Source organism: Paenibacillus sp. FSL R7-0272, assembly GCF_037969905.1.
Taxonomy (GTDB): Bacteria; Bacillota; Bacilli; order Paenibacillales; family Paenibacillaceae; genus Paenibacillus; species Paenibacillus polysaccharolyticus.
On record NZ_CP150221.1, the window covers coordinates 2,176,297 to 2,192,374 of the forward strand.

The window sequence follows — 16,078 nt, forward strand, 5'->3', positions numbered from 1 at the left end:
CGAACGGTGAAAGTTTTTGAAGGTTTTCGAATTATTTTGAATGAAAATGATTGTTTTTTACGGGATTTATGATACTATAGAAGCAGTTGGAGGAATGCATATGCTGACTGAAGAACGATATGCTGCAATTGTAGAGCGCTTACATTTACAGGGAATTGTGAAGTTGCAAGAGCTTGTTAATGTGTTGGGTGTTTCTGAATCCACGATTAGAAGAGATTTGATTGATCTGGAAAGTCGTCAGATGCTCAAACGTATTCATGGTGGTGCTTCACTGGTGAATGAAAAGTCATTAGAACCAGGCATGGAGGAGAAAACGTTCAAAAACATTCAACAGAAGACAGTGATTGCCCGCCTGGCAGCGCAGGAAATCCAGAACGGGGAGTGCATTTATCTAGATGCCGGCACAACAACACTCGCTATGATCCCTTTTATAGAAGCCAGGGATGTAACCGTGGTCACCAATGGACTATCCCATGTGGAGGCGCTGGTAAGCAAACGAATTCGCAGTTACTTGCTGGGTGGCATGATGAAAATTCATACCAAAGCGGTGATCGGCAGTATCGCGCTACAGAACATGGACAATTTCCGATTTGACAAGTGTTTTCTTGGAAGTAACGGAGTAGATCCGGAAATGGGGTATACAACTCCTGATCCAGAGGAAGCCTTGATTAAGAGGCGTGCACATCAATTGTCAGGGAAATCTTATGTGCTGGCTGATTCCAGCAAAATCGGGGATATTACTTTTGCCAAATTGTTTGATTTGGAGGAGGCAGATTTGATTACGGAGCGAATGCCTGAACATTGGCGTGCAGTAATCACCCAGAAAACTAAAATAATTGAGGGATAGCGATGATATATACGATAACACTCAACCCGTCCATTGATTACATCGTCGAAGTGCACGATTTGAAGCTCGGCGGACTTAACCGCATGAATCGGGATTTGAAATTACCTGGCGGGAAAGGCATTAACGTTTCCAGAATTCTGAATCAACTCGGTGCTGCGAACACAGCTATCGGATTTTTGGGTGGGTTCACGGGACGTTTCATCAATGACAAGTTGCAGGAGGATGCGATTCAAACGGATTTTGTCACCATTGCAGATGATACTCGCATCAACATTAAGCTGAAGCACGGGGATGAGACAGAAATTAACGGTCTTGGACCAGCGATTCGTACAGAAGAGGCAGAGCAATTATTGAATAAACTATCTTCCTTGCAAAAAGGAGATATCGTCATTCTCTCTGGCAGCGTTCCGCCATCACTTGGTTCAGATTTCTATGATCGGCTCATTCATGTATGCAAGCAGACAGAAGCCGAGTTTGTTATTGATACAACAGGGCCTGCTCTGATGGAAGCACTCGTTCATCAGCCGCTGCTGGTGAAGCCGAACCATCATGAACTAGCTGAATTGTTTGGCGTAACCATCGAAACACGTGAGGAATTGGTTTCTTACGGACGTAAATTGCTCGAAGCAGGTGCCAAACATGTGTTGATCTCCATGGCTGGAGAAGGAGCATTGTTCATCACCAAGACGAATGTTTATCACGCAACTGTACCTAAAGGGACTGTGAAAAATTCGGTTGGTGCTGGTGATTCGATGATTGGCGGATTTGTTGGTACCTATGTGTTGCAAGGAGACTTGCTTGAAGCATTCCGTACAGGAGTAGCTTCCGGCAGTGCGACAGCCTTCTCAGATGACCTCGCTACACGTGAGTTTATTGACGAATTGCGTAATCAGGTGACGATTACAACGCTTTAATTACCTTAATTACCTTGAATAACTGATATAAGGCCTGCCATGTGCAGGCCGACCGAACTTAAGGGAGTGTTCCAAGATGAAAATCACTGACTTAATGATCCAGGAAACGATGATTATGGATCTGCAAGCAACAACCAAAGATGAGGCGATCGACGAACTGATTGCAAGTCTTAACCAGAGTGGACGTATTAATGATCCAGCATTGTTTAAAGAAATGATCTACAAAAGAGAAGCCGAGTCCAGCACTGGCATCGGCGGCGGTATTGCTATGCCACATGCAAAAACCAAAGCGGTCAATGAACCAACGGTCGTTTTTGCAAAAAGTAAACAGGGTTTGGACTTTGAAGCATTGGATGACGAGCCTGCTCATATCTTCTTCATGATTGCAGCACCAGAAGGCGCAGGCAATACACATCTCCGCACACTAGCGGCTCTTTCAAGGCTGTTGGTTGATAGCGATTTCATCGCTGAGCTGATGAACACGAATACGCCGCAAGAAGTTAGCGCTTTGTTTGATGCGAAACAAGCTGAAGCTGCGGAGAAGGAAGCTGCGAAAGAGAAGGCTAAAGCAGAGAGAGTAGCACAAGCATCTTCGACTGAAAGTGGTGCTAACAACGTGAAAAACAACTCCGGTGTCATTGTTGGAAACGCCAATACAGAAGAATTTGTTGTTGCTGTTACAGCATGTCCAACGGGGATTGCCCATACATTTATGGCTGAGGATGCTTTGAAGAAAAAAGCTCAAGAGATGGGCATCAACATTCGTGTTGAGACCAATGGTTCCGAAGGCGCACAAAACGTATTGACAGCTGATGAGATCGCTCGTGCCAAAGGGGTTATCATTGCAGCTGACAAAAACGTAGAGATGGCTCGTTTTGACGGTAAACCTGTGTTGCAAAGACCGGTAAGTGACGGTATTCGTAAATCCGAAGAACTGATCCGCAAGGCGGTTAACGGCGATGCACCAATCTATCGTAGCCAAGGTGGAAAAGCGAGCGATGAAGGTGCAGGCGATAGCAAGACAAGCGTGGGAAGCAAAATTTACAAAGATTTGATGAACGGGATTTCACACATGCTGCCATTCGTTGTCGGCGGTGGTATCCTGCTTGCTATTTCTTTCTTGGTTGAACAGCTTGGAGGTTCTGACAATCCGATTTTTAAATTGCTGCAAACAATTGGTGGCGAAGGAGCATTCCACTTCCTGATTCCTGTGCTTGCGGGATTCATTGCGATGAGTATTGGTGACCGCCCAGCCCTGATGCCTGGTATGGTTGGTGGATTGATGGCTGTAAACTCCAATGCCGGTTTCCTTGGTGGTTTAGCTGCCGGTTTCCTTGCGGGTTATGTTGTTATTGGATTGCGTAAAGCGCTAAAAGGTCTTCCAAAAGCGATTGACGGCTTGAAACCGATCCTGCTCTATCCGGTTCTTGGTTTGCTGATCGTTGGTACGATTGCTTATTACATTTTTGATCCGGTTTTCGGAGCTTTGAACACATGGCTTGTAGATGCACTCGGTAATCTGGGAACAGGTAACAAGGTATTGCTTGGTTTGCTGCTCGGCGGCATGATGGCGATTGATATGGGTGGTCCGTTTAACAAAGCGGCTTATACCTTTGCGATTGGCGTATTTACATCCAGCGGAAATACAGACGGGGCATGGATGGCAGCGGTTATGGCAGGCGGTATGGCTCCTCCACTGGCGATTGCCCTTGCAACAACGTTCTTCAAATCCAAATTCACGGAGCAAGAGCGTAAATCCGGTCTAACAAACTATGTACTCGGTCTTTCCTTTATTACAGAAGGTGCAATTCCATTTGCAGCGGCTGACCCGCTTCGTGTACTGACCTCCTGTATTATTGGTTCTGCGGTAGCAGGTGGACTTACTCAGCTGTGGAGCATTAACGTTCCAGCTCCACACGGTGGTATTTTCGCAGCGGCACTGGCTAACCATGCATTGCTCTTCCTGATGGCTGTTGCGATTGGTTCTGTCATCTCGGGTCTCATTCTGGGATTGTGGAAAAAATCACCTACACTTGTTAAATAATAAATAGGTTAATGTAAGTTCAGGTGAACTTGCTGTACCAATGGTAAAACGATTATCAACTCTAGGCATCCCTCCAGTGAAATTTTCATTGAAGGGATGCTTTTTTGTGTTTCTTGTTTCGTTTGGATAGGGGGTATGATATGATGATTCTAGATTAAATGAAACTTTGTTTCACTAGATGCAACTTCGGGAATGGCGGAAAGTAAAATCAAGGATATATTCGTAAGATATGTCCGAGAGAAAGAGGAGGAACGATCATGGAGAAAGATCAGATCAAAAATCAGATGCGGAAGCAATTTTCTCAGAATGCCGAGCATTATGTCACAAGTTCAATTCATGCACAAGGTGAGGACCTCGCGTTGCTCGTTGCATCATCTCAGGCGGCAGAACATATGAGTGTGCTGGATATAGCAACGGGTGGAGGACATGTCGCGAATGCGCTTGCTCCGCTGGTAAGTCGCGTGACAGCCCTCGATCTGACTGAAGGAATGTTAGAGGCGGCTGCACGTTTTATCCAGGGCAATGGTCATGAAAATGTGGATTTTGTAACGGGAGATGCTGAGCATATTCCTTTTCCGGACAATAGCTTTGATCTGGTGACCTGCCGGATTGCAGCACATCATTTTCCGGATGTATCCTCGTTTGTTTCCGAGGCTTATCGGGTGACCAAACCTGGTGGCCGATTATTGTTTATTGACAATGTGGCTCCCGAGCAGGATGAACTAGATCGTTTCTACAACGACATAGAGAAAAGGCGTGACCCAAGTCATGTTCGGGCATGGCGGAAAACAGAATGGATCGGACTTTTGGAACGCGTAGGGTACCGGGTCGAAACGATGGTTTCTTTTGCAAAAAAATTTCATTTTGATGATTGGTGCACGCGAGCCTCCCTCTTTGGAGAAGAACGCCTGGAGCTTGAAGCGAGATTGCTGCATGCGACAGAGGAGATCCGACATTATTTTAATGTTATGGAGAAAGAGCAGGGTGAAATTCTCAGCTTTGAAGGAGAAAGTGTGTATATCCAGGGAATCAAGCGTTGAGTGTGAGAGGGGAAGAGGCACGGTTCATATCCTAAAGAATAAAGAAACTTCAAAAGCAAAAAGCAGACCTCTCTTGTAAGAGAAGCCTGCTTTTATTTTTATTCCTGGTCTTGTCGCCTTCATTGTATTGCCAAAAGAATGAGCCTGTAATGTAGTATCCATTACCAAAGCTTTCCTTCGTTCATTCAGGGTTTTAAAATGACCTTGGTGCATTCATCTTCGTGGTCATTAAATATCCGGTAAGCCTCGCTCGCGTTATCCAGTGATACACGGTGTGAGATAATCTTAGTTGGATCAAATTCACCGGCTGTAATTTTACGGAATAGTTCGGGCATATAATGAATAACAGGAGCTTGTCCCATTTTAATGTTGATGTTACGCTCAAACAGGTTTCCCAAAGGAAACATATTATAGGAGGAGCCATATACGCCTGTAAGCTGTAGTGTTCCAAACTTGCGCACGGCTTTCATGCCGATTTCGATGGCACTCAGCGCCCCGCCATGGAGTTTTAGCTTCTGACCGATCTCTTCCAGCATGGACTTTTTGCCATCCATGCCAACACAGTCAATAACAACATCTGTTCCACCCTGAGTGATCTCGCGGATATGCTCACCCATATCATCATGCTCTTCAAAATTAAAAACCTCTACGTCATTCATACGTTTAGCCTTATCTAGTCGATAAGGCAGACGATCCACGGCAATAACCCGCTTGGCTCCTTTCATCCAGGCAAACTTTTGCGTCATTAGCCCAATAGGGCCACTGCCGAGTACAGTGACGGTATCCCCAGGCTTGACGCCAGCATTTTCAACACTCCAGTATGCCGTCGGCAACACGTCGGAAAGGAACAATAATGCCTCGTCTTCCAGCTCACAGGATTCGGGAATGACAAATGGAGTGAAGTTGCCGTAAGGCACTCGTAGCAGTTCAGCCTGACCGCCCGGATGACCACCATATCGCTCGGTGAACCCGAAGTACCCCCCGGTATGAATATCAGGATTTCCATTGGATTTGTCACATTGACTCTCCATATCGTGGTTACAGTAGAAGCATTGACCGCAAGCGATGTTAAAAGGCAGGACGACTCGATCCCCTTTTTTGACTCGCGTAACCTCAGGTCCGACCTCTTCCACAATGCCCATCGGTTCATGACCGATCACATAGTCTTTTGCAGCAGGTAGCGCGCCTTGATAGATATGCAAATCCGATCCACAGATCGCCGTTGAAGTAATACGAACGATAATGTCATCATGCTGTTGCAGTGCCGGATCTTCGACCTGTTTCACCTGAATGTCCTTGATGCCCTGAAACGTAACGGCTTTCATCTTCATATTCCTCCTTGGTCTATGTGGGGTTCTCTTCCTTTTACCCCATTTTCGTGCATATGATATAGGTTTATACTATTTTATACGACAGGCCACTTCACTTTCCGTAATGCATCCAGCAGTTCTGGAGGAGCATTCAGATTGTCTCGAACCAGATCACGCGGTGTTAGAGCCATCCATTGATTGAGAGAGACATCCTCAAAACGGTCACTTCGGAATATTTCCAAAAACCATAATGTGTCTTTTCCGGTATTTTGTATATAGTGCCCCATGGCAACGGGAACATACCCTACATCTCCGGCCCGGTAATCAAAGGTGCGTGCGATCCCATTGCCACCAAAGACGGTCATTCTGCCTTCACCCGTCAAATAGTACTGCCATTCATCGGCATTGGGGTGCCAGTGTAGCTCACGCATCGCCCCAGGTTTGATCTCGACTAGCGCTGCGGCGACTGTAGTGGAGATCGGAAAGTTGGTGGAATCAACGATGCGCACACTTCCTCCAGGTGTGATCAAAGGTTCCTGTGCAAGCAAACGATAGGTAAACGGAAGAGGAACGGTTCCGTAGGGGGATTGAACGCGCTGGCTTTCGAGTGAACCAGGTACATCATCTTGAAAAATATAAACCTGTTCCTTGGGCATCGATTGGAAGGCTGATTCAGGAACGCCAAAATTCAAGGATAGTACCTCTGGTGGCGTATGGGCAAACCAGTCTGAGATGGATAATGTATTCAGATCAGAGAAGCTCCCATCATCAAATACCAATAAAAACTCACACCCGTTCTCCAACCCTTGAATCGAATGAGGAAGTCCTTTTGGGAAAAACCAAAGATCACCCGGACCGACATCAGCAATAAAGTTTCGCCCGTTCTGATCCACAGAAGTGATCCGGGCTGTACCCCAGATCATATAAGCCCATTCCGATTGCTGATGCCAGTGCAGTTCGCGGACGCCGCCTGGAGTCAGGCTCATATTCACGCCGGCGAGCGTGGTGGCAACAGGCAGGTCACGTACCGTAATTTCACGTGACCAGCCGCCGTGATTGAGCTGCATATGGGTGTCGGAGAAGGACATCCTGAGGTTAGGTAACAAGCCATTATCTGTCTTAGGGGGGACAAGCATATCGGGATTTTGCTTGTCTCTTAACACATCTCTTGGTCCATAATCCGGGCCGCCTGCACCGTCGCTTCGAATAGGTTGGGGGATAATATACGGCTGAGCACTGGGTTGTTTTTCTTTACTCATTCTGATGTCTCCTTCCGATATCCGCTGCAATCCGCGTCATGTGGTTTACTCACCATGCTTACACCTATGAACGAAGGCTTGGAAAATATGAAGGACAAAGATAAAAAGACCTGACCTTATTCGGTCAAGTCTGGAATCAGACTTCTTCAGGGCGAGAGCGGTAAATTTCAAGCATGAATTAGGTATTCAGATAATTTTGCTCATAGATTTCATGCACACGTTGAAGTATGGTAGATCCTTGCTCATGAAAACGAAGGCGTGCTGCCTTATTATTAACCAGAAACGCACCAGAATCATGCTTCACGCTCCCGAGCACTGCGTTATGAAGAAGTGATGCACCTCGACTTGGATGAGAAAAGAATAATTTCATAACAGGTTTGATATAGAAGGGCAAACCGGATGTTTTGTTGCTTCTTAGCGTGTTGTTTCCACCCGGATCAACACTAAGAAGTCGAATGCCATCCGCCATAGCTTTGGATGCAGCCTCAGCTGTCCACAATGAGAGGGCGAGCTTGGACGCAGCGTAAGGACCAAAAAGCTTTTTGAAGGAAGCTGGCCGCTCCAACGTATCAAGGTCGAACGCTTTTAGCATGCGAAAAGCAGTCGAGGAGGTGTTCACTACGGTTTTCATCCTCCCTTGGCGGAGCGACTCATACAGCTCCCGATAAATGATATAAGGAACCACCGTCTGAAGCTCAAAATGCAACTCACGCCCCTGGTCGGAGTATTGGAGGGTAGAGGTGCTTCCGCCTGCATTGTTGAACAGGACGTCAATGGAATCCGTCTGTGATCGAATCTGGTCCAGCGCTGAGCGAAGGCTGGCATAATTCGTGAAATTGGCTTGAATGGATCGTAATTGACCTGAGCTTAATGCGGACTGAATTACACGATCATCTGCCGGGAACGCGGAGCGGTTAAGAGCGATAATCTCCCACTGATCCTTTAGAAGCTGTCTTGTTAGTTCCAGCCCAATTCCTGAAGATGAGCCGGTTATTACGGCTGTGCGAAGCGGATTTACTGGGTTCATTAAAATGACCTCCTCATGTATTCGAGTCATTCTACAATTTGGAGCTGACTCCAAGTCAAGAGTAGATTTGAGGCTTGACTTGGAGCCAGCTCCAAGTTATATGATAGAGAGAAGTATGGGTATGGGAGGGCTAATGATGAGTGAGCAAAGTACGTTCTCCATTCATGAAACATCGGAGCGGTCGGGGTTATCCAAAGATACCATTCGTTATTATGAGAAGATTGGTCTGCTCCCCCGTGCGGAGCGTAAAGCAAGTAGCCACAGAGTCTATTCGGAACAGGACATCCAGACGATGAGTCTGATTACTTGTCTGAAGAAAACAGGCATGTCGCTTGAGGATATGAAGCCATTTCTGCAGATGTCGCTGGAGTCGGATTTGAACGATTTCCCGGAGGAACGGAAGATGCTCGTCAATTATCAGAAAAAGGTAGAAGAGCAGATCACCTCGCTGCAGCAGGTCGTTGATTTTATTCAGAATAAGCTGGAGCAACGTAGTATGTTTCCTGAACGTTGTTCGCTGGAAGCAGAGAATCTAGTGACAGGGATCGCCCAAAAGAAAACTTTATCTTGATGGAATATAAGATGTACGAGGGATATCGGAAAAGGAGTCAAGTCATGACATTACAACAACTTAAATATGTAATCGAGGTTGCCACACACGGATCGATGAACGAAGCAGCCAAACGGTTGTTTATCTCCCAGCCGAGCTTATCAAACGCGATTCGCGATCTGGAACAGGAGCTTCGTATTACCATTTTTGAACGGACCAATAAAGGCATTACTCTTTCCAAAGAAGGAGTGGAGTTTCTAAGTTATGCTCGTCAGGTCGTCGAACAGGCCGAACTGCTGGAGAATCGTTATCTGAATGCGAAGCCGTCTCCCCAACACTTTTCGGTATCCACCCAGCACTACGCTTTTGCGGTGAATGCATTTGTAAAGCTTGTTCAGCAGCATGGTCATGATGAGTATGAACTTGCACTACGCGAGACTAAAACGTATGAGATCATTCAGGATGTAAAAAGTCTTCGGAGTGAGATTGGCATCCTTTATCTGAACGAATTCAACGCCAAAGTTATCAATAAATTGTTGAAAGATGCCGGACTTGTGTTTACAAGCCTGTTTACAGCGAAACCGCATATTTTCATCAGTGTGAACAATCCACTTGCGAAGCAGGAGTCTGTGGCCATTGAACAGCTTCAGGATTATCCTTACCTGTCCTTTGACCAGGGGGAGTATAATTCTTTTCATTTTTCCGAAGAAATTCTGAGTACGTTATCTCATCCCAAAAGCATTCAGGTCAACGACCGGGCGACTTTATTTAATCTGCTTATCGGTCTGAACGGGTATACCATCTCGACTGGAGTGCTTAGCGCCGATCTGAACGGCAATGAAATCATTCCGGTTCCGCTTGAATGTGAAGAGTCTATCAATGTCGGGTGGATTTCTCATAAAAGCACGTCACTTTCCAATCTTGGCGTGGCTTATGTGCAGGCATTACACGAAGCAATTGGTTTGCAAGATTGAGTCACAGGGTCTTTGTAATATGGATTTTATAGGTTCAAAGGTTCATCTGAAGGGAGCAGGAAGTTGAGAGTACTATACCGGAATAAAAGTGAGCAACATGAACTGACGGTGTACGAGACGAAAAGGCTTTACGGGGAAAAAGGACATTTTCGTGTATTGCAGTTCTCTAATGATGCCGTACAGGGGGCGATCGATGTAGAGCAACCTTCCAGAATTGTTCTAGAGTACCCGAGGGCTATGCTACATCTGATGGAGCGAAATAACCCGCATTATAATCGCGTATTCGTCGTGGGGCAGGGTATTGGCACAATCCCTTCTTATTTGTCTGATCGACAAGTTAAGGTAGCGGAGTTGGATGCGGAGGTTGTGGAAATCAGTCAGCACTTTTTTGGATACAAAGGGTCCCCTGTCCTGGTGGGGGATGGTCGGGAACTGCTGGAACGGGAACAGGCTGGGACGTACGATTATATCGTTATAGATGCATTTACGGCAACGGGCACACCAGAGCAGTTTACGAACCGTTCTTTTTTTAACATGGCAAAAGACAAACTGTATGCAGGTGGTGCTGTGCTGCTTAATGTGTTTGGACGTTGTGGTAACGATCAGCTTGTCAACGCAATCTACACAACGCTTGGAATAGAATTCCCTTATGTACGTGCCTTTGCACTTCCGGCCGAGCCTAATGACGTTCAGAATCGCATATTGATGGGAAGTCTTCGCCCAATTGATGTTCAGGTGCGGTATATGGCGGGCTTTGTGGAGCAAAACCTGGAAGAGGGTTATGTCATTGAAGGGTAAATAGATGAAGAGGATTCGCTTATTCCCCGGATGCGTTATTTTGTCATAAATTCGTCAATCCTATAAATTCAAAGTTAATATACGTCATTTCTTCATTGTTTCTTAACAACTTTATTATATGATGATGTAGGTATGCTTTTTTATGAAAATCCGGGGGAAGCAAAATGATTGCAAATAAAAAAAAATCCAGATTACGCAGAAAAGTAAAGAAGTTCAAAAAAGTCAGTCTGACCGCATTACTTGGTGGATTCGTTACAATCTCCGTATTGATGACGCTAACCATTATGGTGATTACCTCGTATACCACGCAGAAACAGTCTCTTATTAACAATACTCTTTCTGTTAACTATGCGAGTGCTGTACAGATGAGTCAAACGTTAAACTCCTTATTTGAATCCATGAAAAAAAGCTTAAAGTATGGAGCCGCACATTTTAAAAATGTCGATTTCAATGATAAGGAGAAACTGAACACTACGCTGGATCTCATCCATAATAGCAGTGATTATTTTAACGCTGTAGTCTTGGCAGACCAGATGGGGCTTGTGCTGTCGAGGTCACCGTATTCTCAGGCCAGTATTGGTACACATGTGAGCTCCGAGGCGGCCAAAGCGGCGATCAAATCCAAAGCCTCATACATATCAGATGCTTACGTGACACCGCGAACCAATCGTAGAATTGTTTTTCTCAGTGAACCAATTGTTGATCCAATGGGAAAATACAAAGGCATGATTAGTGGGAGTATCTATTTGCAGGAAAATAATATACTCGATTTGTCGTTTGGGAGTCAACTTAAAACCGACAACGGAACATACTTTTTTATAGTTGACCATAAGGGAACGTTGCTTTTTCATCCCAACGTCAGCCGAATTGGCAGAGATATTAGAGCCAATACAGTGGTGCAGAAACTGATCAAAAATCAGACGGGACAAGAGCAATATACGAATTTGGATGGGGTTAATACGCTTGCCGGATATTACAAAGTTCCAGCAACCAACTGGGGAGTGGTTGTCGTATCTCCAACTCAAATCGTATATGATCAGTTAAACCGTCAGATCGGACTGTTGTTGCTATACATAGCGGTACCCTTTATATTGTTGACTCTAATTGTGTTAAGAGTAGCCCGGAAGCTGGTGCATCCGTTTGTATTCTTGGCTGATCTTGTGCAACAAGTGGACAAAGGGCAGGTGGAGTTACCTGTCGTGAAGCCGCATTGGAACAGGGAAGCTGATCTGCTTACTCGAGCGGTGCTTGGGGCTATGACAAGTTTCAGAAACAAGACGGATCAGTTGGTGTATGATGCTAGAACGGACGTATTAACTGGTTTGAATAATCGCCGAACCTTTGAGGAAGTGATTCAGGCATGGACTCATGATGAGAATCCATTTGCGATCATTGTTCTCGATATAGACCGCTTCAAGTTAATTAATGATACCTATGGTCATTCGACCGGAGATGAGGTTCTAAAACAGATCGCGAAGTTGATTCAGATGTCTGTAAGGCCTGAGGATGTTTGTTTTCGGTTTGGTGGTGAAGAGTTTGTTGTACTGTTAAGGGATTACGACTCCAAGAAGGCGTATGAGATAGCCGAACGCATTCGGATATCAGTTGAAGAAAGTATATTAGCTGTTGATCGTACGGTTACGATATCTGCAGGCATTGCTGAGTTTCCAATGCATTCCCGCTCGGAAACAGAATTGTTTCATCTGGCAGATAATGCGCTCTATCTGGCCAAAGAAGAGGGACGCAATCGAACCGTCATCATTCAGACAGTGGAAAAAGCAAAATAGTAGCACAGAAGAACAGAGAAACGGAAGAATACGAACAGACCCTTATGAACAGGGTCTGTTTCTGTTTGTTTCTATATGAAAGATGACAGGATTCGGTCACATAAAGCCATTGTGCTAACATTATCGCGAGCGCTTGAGAGTGGAACGGCTCCCGTCTGGCAACAGGACATAAAGTGTCTCATTTCACCTACAAAGCCACGCAGATAGAGATCCCTATAAGCTCCAGACATTGGGGTGCCGGAAGGAGTATATAACGAATCGTGTTCTTCAAGAGACTTCCATGGAAGAAGATCCCCTTTATGAGATTCATGTATTGTAAGTTTGGTGATCTCATCGGCTAGAGCGAATCCATGCTCAAAAGTAACCAGCACACTTTCGCTTTCACGTGACCATGCACTCATCCCTGTAAAATAGGCACTGCCCGTGACACCTTCATCAAAAATCAAGGAAATACTCTGGTTAATATGTTTTCCATCTCTTACAGTCGTTCCTGTTACTTGCGTAGCTTCGCCAAACAAATAACGCATGAGATCCACCATATGTATGGCAGCCAGTTTCATAAACTGTTCTTCATTTTCACAAAAAGGCGTGCTATCTACGGCAAATTTCATCTGGAACGAGCGCACTTTACCGAGTGTTCTCTCATCAATGAGTGTCTTGAGTTTTTGATAGATCGGAGCATATCGTTTCATAAAACCGACCATGACCACAACAGCACCCTGATCTGCTGCTTGGGCCACCTTAGCGGCTTCTTCTGCAGTCCAGCCAAGTGGTTTGTCCACATAGACATGTTTACCTGCTTCAATGCATTCCAGCACAAGTTTGGTTTGATCCACTGGCTGAGCAACGACGACGACTCCGTCACAGGTTTCCTGCTTCAGCATCTGGCCGGCATGATCATAGGCTTGACCTGAACTGCCAAAGCGAAGCAGGGCAGCCCTAGATCGTTCAAGATTCCTTGTAGCCACAGCCTGAATGGTTGCACCCGCTTCGATCGCTGCAGGGTAAATATTCGTGGAGGCATGGAATCCGGCTCCGATAAAACATAGTTTTGAATTCAGCAAATGAAAGTCCCCTTCATTGGTATATGTGCTTTATGTCATTATAAAATTACTATTGATAAACATATCTGGTTTGAATTAGTGAGAAAAGGACATATGTCCCTCTAAGGGATTAAAAAAGTTGTTGCAATATAAAAATGTAACATGTATACTCTGAATTACGGTAAAACAAGGAGTTGTTTCACCGGATATACTTTTCATCGATGATGAAGAGATACATAATATGCGGTCGTGGCGGAATTGGCAGACGCGCACGGTTCAGGTCCGTGTGGGCTAACCCCCCGTGGAGGTTCGAGTCCTCTCGACCGCATAACAAAAAGGTTTGTATGTTGCCCGAATGGGCAATGTACAAACCTTTTTTCGTTTGCTTTTTCCTTAATGCTCCTGAATCTGGTTATACCAAATTTTACTGGTCAGCAATCCTGAAAGGATACCAGCTATACCGAATAGAGCAACACTGAGCATTAATTGAACGGGCGAGAAACGAAACAAAAACGCAATTCCACTACCAAAGGTGGTTCCAGCGAGAAAACCCAAGGCGACCCCCAGATGTTTGAATGACTTCATTGTATTCACCTGCTTCTAAAATAGAGTATGGAGTGGTCCATTTTTGTAATGCAATAATCCGCTCGCTACACAGTTTCATTTTGTGGTCTTTTCAGGTAAATTATGCATCGTTCATCGTCTTGGCGTATCCAACTAAAATAGGCTCTGGCCCCCGGGAGAGGGCGCAGAGCCTTTTGGCTGTTCGCTGTTTTATTGATTACGACGATCCTTAAGAATGACATCTGCGAACAGAATAGTTTTCGGGATGCGGAAAAATTGTTCCGCTTGTTCCTGAAACGCGGCAGAAGGCAGCGTTCCCTGATGCAGCCATTTGCGGAAAGTGCCGGGATGAACCCCGATCCAGTGGCTGACATCTGTCACCGACAAATCATGGACCATACACAGGCCTGTCAAAATACGGTTACTCACTGGAGAGCGGGTTACCGTCCGCTTCATAAAGCGGGAAGGCTCGGGTTGACAGATGACAGGACTGTTGCGCACGACCTCTTCATTAAAAAGAATATGTCGCGGGTAGCCAAGCAACTGACAAGTTTTGTCCAGATTGGTACTGCCGGGTATTCGCCCTTCATACACCCACGCGCTTACACTGCGTGAGGAGATCGAGAGGTCTTCAGCGAGCTGAGACAATTTAATATCGTTGGCCATCAGCACGGCAAGAAGAACACGATTGCGGATTTGACAGCGTGTCGGTTTGCGGAACCGTTTAACACGGACACCTTTTCCCAAATATTTACGGTTGATCAGAGACCACGCCTGGATGGAATGTTGTTCTGGTTGATTAGGCATATTTCCTCCGATTTTTTTAACCAAATACTACAATAAATAAAGGGGTACTTTCAAGTGCCGCAATTACTGGTTTGAAAACCGCTTGTGCGTCATTCTACATGAAAGAGGGAACTACGAACTAGACCTCTTGCGAAACACATCCTAGTATATTCCTAGATTACAATGATTCACTAAAAAAGATGGAATGAATTGTACGAGATTACAAATTAATTAGTTCTATTTACCCACTCATAGGTCTTTAGAACTTTTGTGTTAGTTTTGTTGATTTCATGCTGTTTTTCCCCTGAACTCCTACTACATTTGTAAATCTACTTTTGGTGTTCAAACCAAAAAAGTGCACAAATCTGAAATGATAAATCCGCATGTTCAGCAAGACAGATGAACGATCACAATCTCTCATTCTCACATATATTGTAGGGTGTTCAAACAAGAAAGAACAAGGGAGAGGTGAGGAACGTGAGCCCAGCGGTGAGTTCGGTTACTGCTATTTCGGGAGCGGTTGTGACGTTCGCTTTTGGCGGGTGGGATCAGCTACTTAGTCTGCTTGCGATCGCTATGGCTATTGATTATGTTACAGGTCTGGCGGCAGCTGTGAGAACGGGAACGGGATTGAACAGTAATATTGGCTTCTGGGGACTTGCACGAAAAGGGCTAATGCTGACCGTTGTTCTGCTTGCTCACCGTATTGATCTGATTATGGGGACAGATATTATTAAGGGAGGAGCAATTTATTTTTACTTGGTCAATGAATTGATCTCAATCACAGAGAATTATGCCAAAATTGGATTGCCTTTACCTGCCAAGCTCAGACAGGCTATCGCGGTACTTAAGAAACAGGAGGAACAGAGCAGTCTGCCTGACCGGGAATGGAACATGCCTAAGCCAAATTCAGCTATCCCTTCCCCAGTAAAAGAAGAGGTTCAATCAAAAGAAGATGTTCAAACTGTTCAAGGTCAGGAGAAAAGGGTTGAGAATGGGGGAGTGTCTTCTGATCGGCAGTCGGATTCAACGAAGGATTAGCCTGGGGGAATATTATTGTTGTTCGGGAAACGCATACAAAGCATCCTTTCGTAATAGACGGTGATATGATATATTTTGGATACACGAAACATAG

The 16,078-nt window shown here is 45.3% G+C and carries 14 protein-coding genes, 1 tRNA gene and 1 pseudogene; 10 read left to right on the plus strand and 6 right to left on the minus strand.

Annotated features, from left to right (window positions below; all coding sequences use genetic code 11):
- Positions 1 to 100: 100 nt before the first annotated feature.
- The 4 genes from MKY23_RS09655 (at position 101) to MKY23_RS09670 (ending at position 4,845) form a co-directional block, all read left to right on the plus strand.
- Positions 101 to 847 carry a DeoR/GlpR family DNA-binding transcription regulator gene (locus MKY23_RS09655; protein ID WP_339837557.1) on the plus strand — a complete coding sequence of 249 codons (747 nt, stop codon included), beginning with the start codon at positions 101 to 103 and terminating at the stop codon, positions 845 to 847.
- 2 nt (positions 848 to 849) lie between these two features.
- A complete protein-coding gene (gene pfkB / locus MKY23_RS09660) occupies positions 850 to 1,761 on the plus strand; it encodes a 1-phosphofructokinase (RefSeq protein ID WP_154958114.1) in 912 nt (303 codons plus the stop codon).
- A 76-nt stretch (positions 1,762 to 1,837) separates the two neighbouring features.
- Positions 1,838 to 3,805, plus strand: a complete 1,968-nt coding sequence (locus tag MKY23_RS09665) for a fructose-specific PTS transporter subunit EIIC (RefSeq protein WP_154958113.1) — start codon at positions 1,838 to 1,840, stop codon at positions 3,803 to 3,805.
- Between the two features lie 257 nt (positions 3,806 to 4,062).
- Positions 4,063 to 4,845: a class I SAM-dependent methyltransferase gene (locus MKY23_RS09670; RefSeq protein ID WP_339837561.1), complete on the plus strand. Its 783-nt coding sequence runs from the start codon at positions 4,063 to 4,065 to the stop codon at positions 4,843 to 4,845.
- A gap of 185 nt (positions 4,846 to 5,030) precedes the next feature.
- On the opposite strand, the gene MKY23_RS09675 is transcribed toward MKY23_RS09670, so the two are convergent.
- From MKY23_RS09675 to MKY23_RS09685, 3 genes are all read right to left on the minus strand, one after another.
- A complete protein-coding gene (locus tag MKY23_RS09675; RefSeq protein WP_339837563.1) occupies positions 5,031 to 6,170 on the minus strand; it encodes a zinc-dependent alcohol dehydrogenase in 1,140 nt (379 codons plus the stop codon).
- An 80-nt stretch (positions 6,171 to 6,250) separates the two neighbouring features.
- Positions 6,251 to 7,414: an oxalate decarboxylase family bicupin gene (locus MKY23_RS09680; protein WP_154886651.1), complete on the minus strand. Its 1,164-nt coding sequence runs from the start codon at positions 7,412 to 7,414 to the stop codon at positions 6,251 to 6,253.
- Positions 7,415 to 7,592: 178 nt separating this feature from the next.
- A complete protein-coding gene (locus MKY23_RS09685) occupies positions 7,593 to 8,441 on the minus strand; it encodes an SDR family NAD(P)-dependent oxidoreductase (RefSeq protein ID WP_339837566.1) in 849 nt (282 codons plus the stop codon).
- A 133-nt stretch (positions 8,442 to 8,574) separates the two neighbouring features.
- Here MKY23_RS09685 and MKY23_RS09690 point away from each other — a divergent pair, with 133 nt between their 5' ends.
- The 4 genes from MKY23_RS09690 to MKY23_RS09705 all read left to right on the plus strand — a co-directional run bounded on the left by MKY23_RS09690 (position 8,575) and on the right by MKY23_RS09705 (position 12,550).
- A complete protein-coding gene (locus tag MKY23_RS09690; RefSeq protein WP_339837568.1) occupies positions 8,575 to 9,012 on the plus strand; it encodes a MerR family transcriptional regulator in 438 nt (145 codons plus the stop codon).
- A gap of 44 nt (positions 9,013 to 9,056) precedes the next feature.
- Positions 9,057 to 9,965 carry a LysR family transcriptional regulator gene (locus MKY23_RS09695; RefSeq protein WP_090920428.1) on the plus strand — a complete coding sequence of 303 codons (909 nt, stop codon included), beginning with the start codon at positions 9,057 to 9,059 and terminating at the stop codon, positions 9,963 to 9,965.
- A 63-nt stretch (positions 9,966 to 10,028) separates the two neighbouring features.
- The gene (locus MKY23_RS09700; RefSeq protein WP_154886645.1) at positions 10,029 to 10,763 is read left to right on the plus strand and encodes a fused MFS/spermidine synthase; all 735 of its coding nucleotides are present in this window, start codon (positions 10,029 to 10,031) and stop codon (positions 10,761 to 10,763) included.
- 164 nt (positions 10,764 to 10,927) lie between these two features.
- Positions 10,928 to 12,550, plus strand: coding sequence for a sensor domain-containing diguanylate cyclase (locus tag MKY23_RS09705; RefSeq protein ID WP_154886642.1), 1,623 nt, complete (start codon positions 10,928 to 10,930; stop codon positions 12,548 to 12,550).
- 71 nt (positions 12,551 to 12,621) lie between these two features.
- Here MKY23_RS09705 and MKY23_RS09710 read toward each other — a convergent pair whose 3' ends face one another.
- A complete protein-coding gene (locus MKY23_RS09710; protein ID WP_154983084.1) occupies positions 12,622 to 13,614 on the minus strand; it encodes a Gfo/Idh/MocA family oxidoreductase in 993 nt (330 codons plus the stop codon).
- A 222-nt stretch (positions 13,615 to 13,836) separates the two neighbouring features.
- Here MKY23_RS09710 and MKY23_RS09715 point away from each other — a divergent pair.
- Positions 13,837 to 13,921 (plus strand) — tRNA-Leu (locus MKY23_RS09715).
- A 65-nt stretch (positions 13,922 to 13,986) separates the two neighbouring features.
- Here the strand turns inward: MKY23_RS09715 and MKY23_RS09720 are convergent.
- Together MKY23_RS09720 and MKY23_RS09725 are read right to left on the minus strand one after the other, a co-directional pair.
- The gene (locus tag MKY23_RS09720) at positions 13,987 to 14,178 is read right to left on the minus strand and encodes a hypothetical protein (protein ID WP_090920438.1); all 192 of its coding nucleotides are present in this window, start codon (positions 14,176 to 14,178) and stop codon (positions 13,987 to 13,989) included.
- A 189-nt stretch (positions 14,179 to 14,367) separates the two neighbouring features.
- On the minus strand, positions 14,368 to 14,964 hold the full coding sequence (locus MKY23_RS09725; RefSeq protein ID WP_090920440.1) for a helix-turn-helix transcriptional regulator: 597 nt from the start codon (positions 14,962 to 14,964) through the stop codon (positions 14,368 to 14,370).
- 447 nt (positions 14,965 to 15,411) lie between these two features.
- On the opposite strand from MKY23_RS09725, the pseudogene MKY23_RS09730 reads away from it, so the two are divergent.
- Positions 15,412 to 15,804: pseudogene (locus tag MKY23_RS09730) on the plus strand (phage holin family protein); the annotation flags it as partial.
- Positions 15,805 to 16,078 lie beyond the last annotated feature (274 nt).